This window comes from Kitasatospora sp. NPDC088346 (assembly GCF_044740765.1).
Taxonomy (GTDB): Bacteria; Actinomycetota; Actinomycetes; order Streptomycetales; family Streptomycetaceae; genus Kitasatospora.
The window spans coordinates 238,750-251,707 of record NZ_JBIURH010000007.1 but is presented as its reverse complement, the minus strand read 5'-3'; the positions used below and the strand labels follow the sequence as shown (position 1 = coordinate 251,707).

Genomic DNA, 12,958 nt, shown 5'->3' with positions numbered 1-12,958 from the left:
GCTAGCGTTGTCGGCGTGCAAGCCGTGCTCACCCACCCCGACCAGCTGAAGGAACTGCTCGGCATCCCCTTCAACCGGGAGCAGATGCTGGCCATCGGCGCCCCGCTGGAGCCTGCCGTGATCGTCGCGGGCGCCGGCTCCGGGAAGACCACGGTGATGGCCGCCCGGGTGGTCTGGCTGGTCGGCTCGGGCGCGGTCCGGCCGGAGCAGGTCCTCGGCCTCACCTTCACCAACAAGGCCGCCGGCGAGCTCGCCGAGCGGGTCCGCAAGGCCCTGCTGCGGGCGCAGGTGCTGGAACCGGCGGAGGACGCCCTCGGCGAGCCGGAGATCTCCACGTACCACGCCTTCGCGGGCCGGCTGCTCAAGGAGCACGGTCTGCGCCTGGGCATGGAGCCGGACGTCCGGCTGCTCGCCGACGCCACCCGCTTCCAGCTCGCCGCCAAGGTCCTGCGCTCGGCCCGCGGCCCGTTCCCCGGGCTGACCGGCACGTTCTCCGCGCTGGTCGCGGACCTCGTCGCGCTCGACGGCGAGCTGGCCGAGCACCTGGTCGAGCCGGCGGCGCTGCGCGCGTACGACGAGGAGCTGCTGGACGCCCTCGCCGGGGTGCGGCTGAGCAACGACGACCTGCGGGCCGTCCCGGCCGCCGCCCGGGCCCGGCAGGAGCTGCTGCACCTGGTCGAGGACTACCGCCGGCGCAAGCGCTCGGCCGGCCTGATGGACTTCGGCGACCAGATCGCGGCCTCCGCCCGGCTCGCCCAGCAGCGACCCGAGGTGGGCCGGCTGCTGCGGGAGCAGTTCCGGGTGGTCCTGCTGGACGAGTACCAGGACACCTCGGTCGCCCAGCGGCTGATGCTGGCCGGGCTGTTCGGCCGCGGCGAGGAGTCGGGCCACCCGGTGACCGCCGTCGGCGACCCGTGCCAGGCGATCTACGGCTGGCGTGGCGCCTCCGTCGCCAACCTGGACGACTTCCCGGCGCACTTCCCCCGCCGCGACGGCACCCCCGCCACCCGGTACGCGCTCAGCGAGAACCGCCGCAGCGGCGGGCGGCTGCTCGACTTCGCCAACCGGCTCGCCGCGCCGCTGCGCGCCATGCACGAGGGGGTCGAGGCGCTGCGCCCGGCGCCCGGCGTGGAGCAGGACGGCTTCGTGCGCTGCGCGCTGCTGCCCACCCACGCGGAGGAGGTCGACTGGCTGGCCGACTCGGTCGCCCACCTGGTCAGGACGGGCACCGCGCCCGGCCGGATCGCCGTGCTGTGCCGCGGCGGCGCGGCCTTCCCGGACATCCACGCCGCGCTGGTCGCCCGCGAGGTGCCGGTCGAGGTGGTGGGCCTGGGCGGGCTGCTGCAACTGCCCGAGGTCGCCGACCTGGTGGCGGTCTGCGAGGTGCTCCAGGACCCGACGGCCAACGCCTCGCTGGTCCGGCTGCTGATCGGGCCGCGCTGGCGGATCGGCCCGCGCGACCTCGCCCTGCTCGGCCGCCGGGCCGCCGACCTGGTCCGCACCGAGCGGCTGCCCGGCGGCGACCCGTTGACCGCCGCCGTGGCCGAGACCGACCCGACCGAGGTGATCTCGCTCGCGGACGCGCTGGAGACCTTCCTGGAGGCCCAGCCCCCGGACGAGCTGCCGTTCTCCGCGGAGGCGAAGATCCGCTTCGCCCGGCTCGCCCGCGAGCTGCGCGAGCTGCGCCGCTCGCTGGCGGAACCGCTGATGGACGTGTTGCACCGGGTGCTGGGCGCCACCGGCCTGGAGGTGGAGCTGGCCGCCTCCCCGCTGGCGCTGGCGGCCCGCCGCCGGGAGACCCTGCACAGTTTCCTGGACATCGCGGCCGGCTTCGCCGACCTGGACGGCGACCCCGGGCTGTCCGCGTTCCTGGCCTTCCTGCGGGCCGCCCAGGAGTACGAGCGCGGGCTGGACAACAGCCTGCCGGGCGGCGAGGACACCGTGAAGGTGCTCACCGCGCACAAGTCCAAGGGCCTGGAGTGGGACGTGGTCGCCGTCCCCGGCCTGGTGAAGGACGCCTTCCCCAGCGGCAAGGGCCGCGAGCGGTGGACGAGCACCAAGAAGGTCCTGCCGCACGCCCTGCGCGGGGACGCGGCCACCCTCCCGGTGGTCACCGGCTGGACGGCCAAGGAGCTCGGCCTGTTCAAGAAGGAGATGGCCGCGCACTCCGCCACCGAGGAACTGCGGCTCGGCTACGTGGCCTTCACCCGGCCGCGCTCCCTGCTGCTGGCCAGCGGCCACTGGTGGGGGCCGAGCCAGAAGCGCCGCCGCGGGCCGTCCGACTTCCTGCGGCAGCTGCGGGAGTTCTGCGAGCGGCCGGGCTGCGGCGAGGTCGAGCGGTGGGCCGAGGAGCCGCTGCCGGACGCGGAGAACCCGGTGCTCACGGTCTCGGTGGAGACGCCGTGGCCGCTCCCGCTGGACCGCGGCGCGCAGGACGCCCGCCGCCGGGTCGCCGCGGTGGTGCAGGCCCGGCTGGCCGGCCGGCCCGGCCCCGAGCCGGCCGGGCTGACCCCCGAGGGCCGGCGCACGGTGGCCTCCTGGGACCGCGACCTGACCTCCCTGCTGGGCGAGTTGGAGAAGTCCCGGCGCACCGTCCGCGAGGTGCCGCTGCCGGGCTCGCTGTCCGCGTCCCAGCTGATGCGGCTGGCGGCCGACCCGGACGGCTTCGCCCGGGAGCTGGCCCGGCCGATGCCGCGCCCGCCGCAGCCCGCCGCCCGTCGCGGCACCCGGTTCCACGCCTGGGTGCAGTCCCGGATCGAGCCGCTGATGCTGATCGAGCCCGGCGCGCTGCCCGGGATGGACGAGGACGGCATCGAGGACGAACGCGACCTGGCCCGGCTCAAGGAGGCCTTCCTGCGCAGCCCGTACGCCGCGCGCCGGCCGCTGCGGGTCGAGGCGCCCTTCCAGCTGATGCTCGCGGGGCGCGTGGTGCGCGGCCGGATCGATGCGGTCTACCGGGAGAGTGACGGTGGCCCGGGCTCGCCCGAGTCGTCACGCTACGAGGTCGTGGACTGGAAGACGCACCGGGAGGAGACGGCCGACCCGCTGCAACTGGCCATCTACCGGGTGGCCTGGGCCGAGCAGGTGGGTGTTCCGGTGGAGCAGGTCACGGCTTCCTTCCTGTACGTCCGCAGCGGGCGGGTCGAAAGACCGTCAGGACTTCCCGACCGAAAAGAGTTGACCCGGCTTCTGATCGGGAATAGTGAAGAATGAGTCACTCAGAGCATCCAAGTCGTCACGGGATCGCGTGAAACCCGTGCGCTGTGCACGTTTCGCGCCTATTGTGGGGTCGGTAACCGGTCACGTCCGTGTGCCGACCCACCGGCAGGGACGCAGTCCCTGACTTTCCGTCATCACTGCAGGTGTCCCCCGGCACCGGCCACCTTCGCTGGAGAGACCGACGTTGAGCGCGACCGGATGGATCAGAGAACGGATCGCCGGGCCGGCCCCCGGGCCGCACCCGGGTACGACGACGGGCACCTGGCCCAGACTCTCCCACGCCCTGCCGCTCGTCGGCATGCTGCTGGTCGCCTCGCTGGACTGGTTCAGCAACAACCGGGTGACCCTGGAGCCCGCCCTCACCGCCGTGCCCGCCCTCGCCGCGGTGGTCAGCCGGCGCACCTGGTACCCGCTGTTCATCGGCGCGGTGGCCGAGGCCGTGGCCGTGCTGATGGCCGCCTACAACCAGGTGCTCGGCGAGTCCGTGCACACCGCCACGGTGCTGGCGATCGCCCTGGTGGCCGGGATCGGCTGGGTCAGCGCCACGCTGCGGCTGCGGCAGGAACGCGCGCTGGCCGAGGCCCAGCTGGTCGCCGAGATCGCCAGACGGGTGCTGCTGCGCCCCGTCCCGGACCGGGTCGGCAGCGTCCGGGCCGCCGTGCACTACGCGGCGGCCGCGGCGCACGCCTCGATCGGCGGCGACCTCTACGAGGTGGTGAACACCCGGCACGGCGTCCGGGCGGTGGTCGGCGACGTCCGCGGCAAGGGGCTGAACGCGGTCGAGACGGCCGCGGCCGTGCTCGGCGCCTTCCGCGAGGCGGCCCACCAGGAGCCCGCGCTGGAACGGGTGGCCGGCTGGCTGGCCGTCAGCCTGGACCGCGCGCTGCACGAGAACGACCACCCCGGCGTGGAGGAGGAGTTCGTCACCCTGGTGCTGATCGGCGTCGGCCCGGACGGCAGCGCGGAGATCGTCAACTGCGGCCACCCCGGCCCGATGCTGATCCGCACCGACGGGGAGCTCGAACTGCTGGAACCGGCCGAGCCGGTGCCGCCGCTCGGCGTGCTCGACCCGGCCGACGTCCGGCCGCCGGTGCAGCGGGTGGCGTTCCGGCCCGGCGACCGGGTCCTGCTCTACACCGACGGCGTGATCGAGGCACGCGACGGGGGCGGCGCCTTCTACCCGCTCGGCGAGCGGCTGCCGCGGCTGGCCGTCGGCGGCCCGGTCGAGGTACTGCGCCGGCTGCACGAGGACGTGGTGCGGCACGTCGGCCACAAGCTCGGCGACGACGCGGCGATGCTGCTGCTCCAGTACGAGCCCACCGGGTGCCGGCTCCCGCACCAGGGCGGGCAGCAGGCCGCGGGCGCGGTCACCCCCTGAGGGGGCGGCCGGCCCGGCCGGTCACAGCGTGACGTCCACCACCAGCGGGCGGTGGTCGGAGACGGCGGTGCGCGGGGTGGCCGCCGGGCCCACCGCGCGGCGGGGCACGCCGACCGCCAGCACGTGGTCGAACTGCACGGCCGGCCGGTGCGAGGGGTAGGTCGGGGTGCGGGCCAGGTCGTACCAGCCCTGCAGGCGGGGGCGCGGCTCCCGCACCCTGCGCCGCCGCGGCCCCGGCTGGGCGGCGCGGGCCCGGCGGGCGGCCCGGATCTCCCGGATCCGCTCCTGCGAGGTGGTCCGCTCCAGCGCGCTGGCGCTGCCCAGCACGGTGCGCGGCACCGCGCCGATCAGGTTGAAGTCGCCGAGCACCAGGTAGGGCTTGGGGAGGTCGGAGATCCACCGGCGGATCCCGGCGAGCTGGGCGACGTTCCACCCCGGCACGAAGGACAGGTGGGTGGCGACCACGGTGAACGGGCCGTGCGCCCCCTCCAGGACCGCCGCCAGCGCGGCCCTCGGCTCGTCCGGCACGGGGGTCAGTCCACGCCGGCCGGCCACCCGCAGCGGCAGCCCGAACGGCGCGGGGGCGAACCGGCGGGCCCGCCAGTGGTGCACCGGCAGCCGGGTGAGCAGGGCGGTGCCGTACGCGGGCAGGTCGGTGGCGGCGTCGACCTCCGCCGGGCCGTAGACCTGGAGGCCGCTCATGGCCGGGTCGGGCAGCCAGCCGGCCACCGGCGCCGGGCGGCCGTGCACGGCGGCCGCGAACCGCCAGTCCGAGGCGCCCATCGCCTTGGCCGCGACGGCGCTCTGGTCGACCAGGCCGGACCGCTCCTGGTGGCGGTCGACCTCCTGGAGGGCCAGCACGTCCGCGTCCAGCGCGGCGACGGCCTCGCCGAGCGGTCCGCCCGGGTCGGCGGTGTCCACCGGGAACGGCAGCGGACTGCCGTCGGCGGCCAGGGGCTGACCGTGCAACAGGTTGAAGGTGGCGATGCGCAGCTGGCTCACACCGTACGACGGTACCGGGTGTCGGGCTTGAGCAGTTTGCACATACCGGGTATACATACGTGGTATGTCCATCCGCCACGGTCTTCTCGCCCTGCTCGACCAGGGCCCGCGCTACGGCTACCAGCTCCGTACCGAGTTCGAGGCACGCACCGGTGCCACCTGGCCGCTCAACGTCGGTCAGGTCTACACCACGCTCGGCCGCCTGGAACGGGACGGCCTGGTCGTCCCGGCCGGCGAGGACGAGGAAGGACACCTCTTCTACGCCGTCACCGAGGAAGGACGCGCGGAACTGCGCCGCTGGTTCGACAGTCCGGTGCCGCGGACCAATCCGCCCCGGGACGAACTGGCCATCAAGCTCGCGATGGCGGTGACCGTGCCGGGCGTCGACGTCCCGGCCGTGGTCCAGGGTCAGCGCGGGCACAGCATGAAGGCCCTCCAGGACTACACCCGACTCAAGGGGCAGGCGCTGGCCGCCGACACCGGACGCCACTCCGACCTGGCCTGGCTGCTGGTGCTGGAACAGCTGATCTTCCAGACCGAGGCCGAGATCCGCTGGCTGGACCACTGCGAGACCCGGCTGGTCCAGCGGATGGAGGAGGAGCGGGAACGGGCGCAGGCGGTCGAGGCCGCGCCCGCGCCGACCGGGCGCCGCCGCTCCCGGATCTGACCGCCCCGCCGCGTCCCCGGCCCCGCCGGCCCCGTCCGGCCGACAGCACCCACGAACCGACCCACCACCAAGCGCAGGGGGAACCCGCCCATGACTCACACCGAAGCGCCGGTGCTGCACCTCGAACAGGTGAGCCGCGTCCACGGCCACGGCGCCGCCCAGGTGCACGCCCTGAGGAAGGTGGACCTGCGGGTGCACCCGGGCGAGCTGGTCGCCGTGATGGGCCCCTCCGGCTCGGGCAAGTCCACCCTGCTGACCCTGGCCGGCGGCCTCGACTCGCCGACCGGCGGGCGGGTGCTGGTCGAGGGCGTCGCCCTGGGCGAGCTGACCCGCAAGCAGCAGGCCGAGGTCCGCCGGCGCTCGGTCGGGTACGTCTTCCAGGACTACAACCTGATACCGGCCCTGACCGCCGCCGAGAACATCGCCCTGCCCCGCGAGCTGGACGGGGTGTCCGCCCGCGCCGCCCGGCGCGAGGCCGTGGCCGCCCTGGAGGAGCTCGGCATCGACGAGCTCGCCGACCGCTTCCCCGACGACATGTCCGGCGGCCAGCAGCAGCGGGTGGCGATCGCGCGGGCCCTGATCGGCGACCGCCGGCTGGTGCTCGCTGACGAGCCGACCGGCGCGCTCGACTCCACCACCGGCGAGACCGTGCTCTCCGTGCTCCGGGCCCGCTGCGACGCCGGCGCCGCCGGCATGATGGTCACCCACGAGGCCCGGCACGCCGCCTGGGCGGACCGGGTGGTCTTCCTGCGGGACGGCCGGCTGGTCGACGAGACTGCCCGGCAGGACGCCGCGAGCCTGCTGCTCACCGCGGCCACCAACAGCGTCAAGGGCGGCGGGGAGCGGTGAGGCTCACCGCCTGGCGGGCCACCCTGCGGATCGCCCGCCGCGACGCCCTGCGGGCCAGGGGTCGCAGCGCCCTGGTCCTCGCCATGATCGCGCTCCCGGTGCTCGGCGTCGCCGGCGCCGACGTGGTCTTCCGCAGCTCCCAGCTCGGCCCGTCCGAGGTCGCCGACCGGCTGATGGGCCGCGCCGACGCGATGCTGTACGCGGACCAGCTCGGCAGCACGGTGCTCCAGGAGCCCAACGCCGCGCAGGGCCGCACCAGCGTGGGCCCCGAGAAGGGCCAGCAGCCGACCCCCGAACAGCTCCGCAGCCAGGCCACCACCGACCCGGCCGCGCTCGCCGGGGAACTGCTCCCGGCCGGGACGGTGCTGGTCCCGGTCGCCGACGGCACCGGGGCCTCGGCCACCAGCCGCGACGGCCGGCTCCGGGCCGGTACCTCCGAGGCCGACCTCACGGACCCGGTCTGGCGGGGGAGGGTCAACCTCACCGCGGGCCGGCCGCCCGCCGCACCCCAGGAACTGGCCGCCACCGGCGCCTTCCTGGAGCGGGCCAAGCTCAAGGTCGGCGACACCACCACGCTGCGCGGTCTGGAGGGCAGGCCGTTCACCATCACCGCCGCCGTCGAGTACCCGGACTCGCTCGGGACGGCCGAGCTGATCGGCCGACCGGGCGCGCTGATCGAGCCGCTCCGTGGCGCCCAGCCCAGACCGGACGAGCGCGCGGGCACCGGGCACTGGCTGGTCCGGCTCCCGCCCGGGGCCCGGCTGGACTGGTCCAAGGTGCTGGAACTCAACAGGTACGGCCTGGCGGCGACCTCGCGCACCGTCCTGATGCACCCGCCGGCCCGCTCCGAGGTGCCGTACTACGTCCAGCAGGACCGCAACGGCGGCGGCATCGACCCGGCCGGGCTGGTCATCCTGGGCACCGTGGTCGGCATGGCACTGCTGGAGATCGTGCTGCTGGCCGGACCCGCCTTCGCGGTCGGAGCCCGGCGTTCGCGCCGTCAGCTCGGCCTGCTCGCGGCCGGCGGCGGCGACCGGGCGCACGTGCGGGCGGTGGTGCTCGGCGGCGGTGCGGTGCTGGGGCTGGCCGGCGCGGTCGTCGGCGTGGTGCTCGCGGTCGTCCTGGTGGTCACCACCCGGTCCTGGCTGGAGGTGCAGGGCGGGACCCGCTTCGGCCATCTCGGCATCCAGCCGCTCGACCTGCTCGCCATCGCGACGGTCGGCCTGGTCACCGGCCTGCTCGCGGCCGTGGTGCCCGCCGTCCAGGCGTCCCGGCAGGACGTGGTGGAGGCGCTCACCGGACGCGGCTCGATCAGGTCCGCCAGCCGCAGGCTGGCCGTGCTCGGCCTGGTGATGGTGGCCGGCGGCGCGGCGCTCGCCCTGCTGGGCGTCGGCACCGGTGTCGGCGGCCTCTCCACCTCGGTGCTCGGCGGCTCGATGATCGCGGAGCTCGGCATGGTGGCGCTCACCCCGACACTGGTCGGCCTGTTCGGCCGGCTGGGCCGGCAGTTGCCGCTCGCTCCCCGGCTGGCGCTGCGCGACGCCGTCCGCCACCGCAGCCGGACCGCCCCCGCGGTCGCCGCCGTGATGGCGGCCGTGGCGGGCTCGGTCGCGGTCGGGATCTACACCGCCAGCACCGAGCAGGAGGGACGCCAGGAGTACCGGGCGGTCGCGCCGGCCGGCGCGGTCGCGGTCACCATCGGCTACGGCCCGGACGCCGACCCGGCGCAGCTGCCCGCCCTGCGCGCCGCGGTGGAGGAGTCGATGCCCGACCTCGGCCCGCGCGCGGACGTCCTCACCACCAGCTACCAGGGCGACTGCCGGTCCGGCGGCGACTGCGGCAGCGTCTCGCTCTCCGTCCCCAAGGAGCGCCGCTGCCCGATGACGGACCCGGACCGGGAGACGCCGGTCCCGTTCGGCGCCCCGGAGTACGAGCGGGTGATGGCCGAGGACCCGCGCTGTTCCCGGCGCGACTTCCCGATGGGCGGCGCCGACTTCGGACAGGTGCCGGTCGGTGACGCCACCGTGCTGCACAACCTGTTCGGGGTGGACGACCCGGCGGCGGCCCAGGCGCTCGCCCAGGGCAAGGCCGTGGTCTTCGATCCGCTCTTCGTCCAGGACGGCCGGATCACCCTGGACCTGACGGAACGCTCGGCGGACTCCCGGTCGAGCGGCCCGATCCGGGTGCCGGGAGGGGACCGTCCGACCGTCCACCAGGTCTCCGTGGACGCGGTGCTGGTCAGCGCCGGCACGCCCGGCATGGGCGCGGTGATCGGTCCGGAGACCGCCCGCCGCCTCGGCCTGGAGACGACCGCGACCGGTTCGGTCTGGCTGCCCGAGGCCGCCCCCAGCGACGGTGCCGAGCAGAAGGCGATGGCCGCCGTCGCCAGGATCAGCGACTCGGTCGACGTGCGGGTCGAGCGCGGCTACCGGTCGAGCCGGACCCTGGTCTCCCTCGGCCTGACCGGCTTCGCCGCGCTGGTCGCGCTGGGCGCGGCCGGGATCGCCACCGGCCTCGCGGCGGCCGACTCCCAGCGCGACCTGGCCACCCTCTCGGCGGTCGGCGCCACCGGGGGCATCCGGCGCCGGCTGGCGGGGTTCCAGTGCGGGGTGATCGCGGCGATGGGCGCGGTGCTCGGCACGCTGGCCGGCATCGTCCCGGCCGTGGCGCTGCGCAAGATCGAGGCGCTCCCGGCGGGCGGCGCGATGTCGGGCGGCCCGGTGAAGGAGGCGGTGATCGCCTTCCCCTGGCCGAACATCGCGATCACCCTGATCGGGCTGCCGCTGCTGGCGACCCTGCTGGCGATGGCGCTCACCCGGTCCCGGCTGGCGATGGTCCGCCGCGAGGCCTGAGCCCCGGACCGCTGCATGGAGCACGGCCTCCGGCCGCCGGCCCCGGACCCCCGTCGAGTGACGGAGGTTACGGGGCCGGTGGCCGGAGGCCGTGGGCGTCGGCCCACCCCGGCGAACTAAAGTCGTCCGTATGACGAAAACCCCGGACAGCGCCGTCCGCTCCTACATCGACCAGCACGAGGCCGGCTTCCTGAAGGACCTGGCCGACTGGCTCCGCATCCCCTCCGTCTCCGCCGACCCCGGCCTGGCCGGCGAGGTCCGCCGGTCCGCGGAGTGGCTGGCGGCGAAGCTGGGCGAGACCGGGTTCCCGGTCGCCGAGGTGTGGGAGAGCGACGGCCTCCCGGCCGTGTTCGCCGAGTGGCCGTCCGACGACCCGGACGCCCCCACCGTGCTGGTGTACGGGCACCACGACGTGCAGCCGGCCGCCAAGGAGGACGGCTGGGCGACCGAGCCCTTCGAGCCGACCGTGATCGGCCGTCAGCTCTTCGCCCGCGGCGCCGCCGACGACAAGGGCCAGGTGTTCTTCCACACCCTGGGCCTGCGCGCGCACCTGGCCACCACCGGCCGGACGGCCCCGGCGGTCAACCTCAAGCTGCTGGTGGAGGGCGAGGAGGAGTCCGGCTCGCCGAACTTCGTCGCGCTGGTCCGCCGCGAGGCCGAGCGGCTGGCCGCCGACGTGGTGGTCATCTCGGACACCGGGATGTGGGCCGAGGACACCCCGACCGTCTGCACCGGCATGCGCGGCCTGGCGGACTGCCAGATCGACCTGGCCGGCCCCGACACCGACATCCACTCCGGCTCCTTCGGCGGCGCGGTGCCCAACCCGGCCGCGATCGCGGCCGAGCTGGCGGCGGCCCTGCACGACGCCGACCGGAAGGTGGCGATCCCCGGCTTCTACGACGGCGTGGTCGAGCTGACGGACGAGGAGCGCGCGCTCTTCGCCGAGCTGCCGTTCGACGAGGCGCAGTGGCTGCGGGTGGCCAAGTCGTACGGCACCCGGGGCGAGAAGGGCTACTCCACCCTGGAGCGGGTCTGGGCCCGGCCGACCGCCGAGGTCAACGGCATCTGGGGCGGCTACACCGGCCCCGGCGGCAAGACCATCGTCCCGGCCGACGCGCACCTCAAGCTGTCCTTCCGGCTGGTGGCCGGTCAGGAGGTGGAGAAGGTCCGCGAGGCCGTCCGCGCCTGGGTCGCCGAGCGGGTGCCGGAGGGCATCCGCCACGAGATCGTCTTCCCGGGCGCCACCCGCCCGTGCCTGACCCCGCTGGACCACCCGGCGCTGCAGTCCACCGTCCGGGCGATGGGCCGGGCCTTCGAACAGAAGATCCTCTTCACCCGTGAGGGCGGTTCCGGGCCGGCCGCGGACCTCCAGGACGTGCTCGGTGCACCGGTGCTGTTCCTGGGCATCTCGGTGCCCTCGGACGGCTGGCACTCCGTCAACGAGAAGGTCGAGCTCGACCTGCTGCGCAAGGGTGTGGAGGCCGCCGCGTACCTGTGGGGCGACCTCGCCGAGAACTGGCCGCGCGGGTGAGCGCCCGGGCGTCCCGCGGCACCCGGATGTTCCTGAGACCGATGATCACCGACCCTGACGATCCGAACGGGATGGACCGAGTTGAGCAGCGTGCCTGACAGCAAGCACCTGGCCCTGGCACGCGCCGGGGTGGACCGGGCCGCACAGCACCGCTTCGACGAGCCCTGGCTGGCCGCCGCCTGGAGCCACCCCAGCACCAAGGTGCTGCCGATCTCCGGCGGTGAGGCCTTCGTGGTCGACACCGAGGACGGCAGCGAGCTGGTCCTGCTGCCCTCCTTCGAGGCGCCGCAGACGGGCGACCGCTACTTCCTCGGAACCGACGAGGACGGCGTCTCCTACTTCGGACTGGCCTGCGAGAGCCTGCCGGGCCGACTCGACGGCGACGCCCGTCCGGCCGGGCTGCGCGAGGTCGGGGCCACCCTCTCGGACCGTGACGCCGGCCTGCTGGTGCACGCGGTGGCGCTGGAGCACTGGCACCGCCTGCACAGCTTCTGCTCCCGCTGCGGCCACCCGACCGAGAAGGCCGGGGCCGGGCACGTCCGCCGCTGCACCTCCTGCGCGGCGGAGCACTACCCCCGTACCGACCCGGCCGTGATCATGCTGATCACCGACGGCGAGGACCGTTGCCTGCTGGGCCGTCAGGCGATCTGGCCGGAGGGCCGCTGGTCCACCCTGGCTGGCTTCGTCGAGCCGGGCGAGTCGCTGGAGCAGGCGGTGGCCCGGGAGGTGCTGGAGGAGGCGGGCGTCCGGGTCGGCGAGGTCCGGTACGTGGCCAGCCAGCCGTGGCCGTTCCCGTCCAGCCTGATGCTCGGGTACATGGGCACCGCCGAGCCGGGCGGGACCACGATCACGGTGGACGGCGAGGAACTGGCGGAGGCCCGCTGGTTCTCCCGCGAGGAGCTGCGGGCGGGGATGGCGGCGGGCGAGATCCTGCCGCCGTCCGGGATCTCGATCGCCCGGCACCTGGTCGAGCTCTGGTTCGGCGAGCCGCTGCCGGCGGCGGCGCGCTGGTAGTGGTTCGCCGCTAGCGTGCCGCTGATGGTTCGCCGGTAGCGTGCCGCCGGTGCCTCGCCGGTGGCGGCGGGCATTCGGGGCCGCTTCGAAAACATTTCGGAAGCATGGTCGTACAAAGGGGCGCACGGGTTTATCCGTGCGCCCCTTCTGTCGGTGCTCGCAATCGTTTTCCGGTCGGCGCCGAGACCGGGTGTACTCGAACAGTCCTTCCCGGTACGCGCGGACGGCATCGGGTGTGCGGAGCGGCGTGGACCGCGCGCCGGGCGGTCGCCGAGCGGCCGTGGGCCCGTGCGCGGCAGGGTCGGGAGCCCCCGCGGCCTGCTGCGGGAGGCGCCGCCCCGTCGGCCCGGGCGTCCGGGGCGCGGCGAATTCGACGGTAATCGGCCGGGCGGCGGGCGGCCCGGAATCGGCGGGCCTGGCCGGTATTGGCGGGTTTCGCTGAAACG

Annotated in this window: 8 protein-coding genes; 7 read left to right on the top strand and 1 reads right to left on the bottom strand. The window is 75.1% G+C overall.

Features of this window, described 5'->3' with window-relative positions; all coding sequences use genetic code 11:
• The first annotated feature begins 15 nt into the window (after positions 1 to 15).
• Positions 16 to 3,213 (top strand): UvrD-helicase domain-containing protein, encoded by a 3,198-nt coding sequence (locus ACIOFR_RS13205; protein WP_400995795.1) that lies wholly within the window; start codon positions 16 to 18, stop codon positions 3,211 to 3,213.
• A 190-nt stretch (positions 3,214 to 3,403) separates the two neighbouring features.
• Positions 3,404 to 4,597, top strand: a complete 1,194-nt coding sequence (locus tag ACIOFR_RS13200) for a PP2C family protein-serine/threonine phosphatase (protein WP_400995792.1) — start codon at positions 3,404 to 3,406, stop codon at positions 4,595 to 4,597.
• Positions 4,598 to 4,618: 21 nt separating this feature from the next.
• Here ACIOFR_RS13200 and ACIOFR_RS13195 read toward each other — a convergent pair whose 3' ends face one another.
• On the bottom strand, positions 4,619 to 5,599 hold the full coding sequence (locus ACIOFR_RS13195) for an endonuclease/exonuclease/phosphatase family protein (RefSeq protein WP_400995790.1): 981 nt from the start codon (positions 5,597 to 5,599) through the stop codon (positions 4,619 to 4,621).
• Positions 5,600 to 5,663: 64 nt separating this feature from the next.
• Between ACIOFR_RS13195 and ACIOFR_RS13190 the strand changes: the two genes are divergently transcribed.
• The 5 genes from ACIOFR_RS13190 (at position 5,664) to nudC (ending at position 12,512) form a co-directional block, all read left to right on the top strand.
• Positions 5,664 to 6,266, top strand: a complete 603-nt coding sequence (locus tag ACIOFR_RS13190) for a PadR family transcriptional regulator (RefSeq protein WP_400995788.1) — start codon at positions 5,664 to 5,666, stop codon at positions 6,264 to 6,266.
• Between the two features lie 90 nt (positions 6,267 to 6,356).
• Positions 6,357 to 7,115, top strand: coding sequence for an ABC transporter ATP-binding protein (locus ACIOFR_RS13185; protein ID WP_400995786.1), 759 nt, complete (start codon positions 6,357 to 6,359; stop codon positions 7,113 to 7,115).
• On the top strand, positions 7,112 to 9,967 hold the full coding sequence (locus tag ACIOFR_RS13180; protein WP_400995784.1) for an FtsX-like permease family protein: 2,856 nt from the start codon (positions 7,112 to 7,114) through the stop codon (positions 9,965 to 9,967). The genes ACIOFR_RS13185 and ACIOFR_RS13180 overlap by 4 nt, the downstream gene beginning before the upstream one ends.
• Before the next feature lie 130 nt (positions 9,968 to 10,097).
• Positions 10,098 to 11,498 (top strand): dipeptidase, encoded by a 1,401-nt coding sequence (locus ACIOFR_RS13175; protein WP_400995782.1) that lies wholly within the window; start codon positions 10,098 to 10,100, stop codon positions 11,496 to 11,498.
• Between the two features lie 81 nt (positions 11,499 to 11,579).
• On the top strand, positions 11,580 to 12,512 hold the full coding sequence (nudC, locus tag ACIOFR_RS13170) for an NAD(+) diphosphatase (protein WP_400995780.1): 933 nt from the start codon (positions 11,580 to 11,582) through the stop codon (positions 12,510 to 12,512).
• Positions 12,513 to 12,958: the final 446 nt, after the last annotated feature.

Coding starts and splice junctions, on each gene's coding strand:
- ACIOFR_RS13190 (WP_400995788.1), top strand. CDS start 5,664: ATGTCCATCCGCCACGGTCTTCTCGCCCTGCTCGACCAGGGCCCGCGC.
- ACIOFR_RS13175 (WP_400995782.1), top strand. CDS start 10,098: ATGACGAAAACCCCGGACAGCGCCGTCCGCTCCTACATCGACCAGCAC.
- ACIOFR_RS13185 (WP_400995786.1), top strand. CDS start 6,357: ATGACTCACACCGAAGCGCCGGTGCTGCACCTCGAACAGGTGAGCCGC.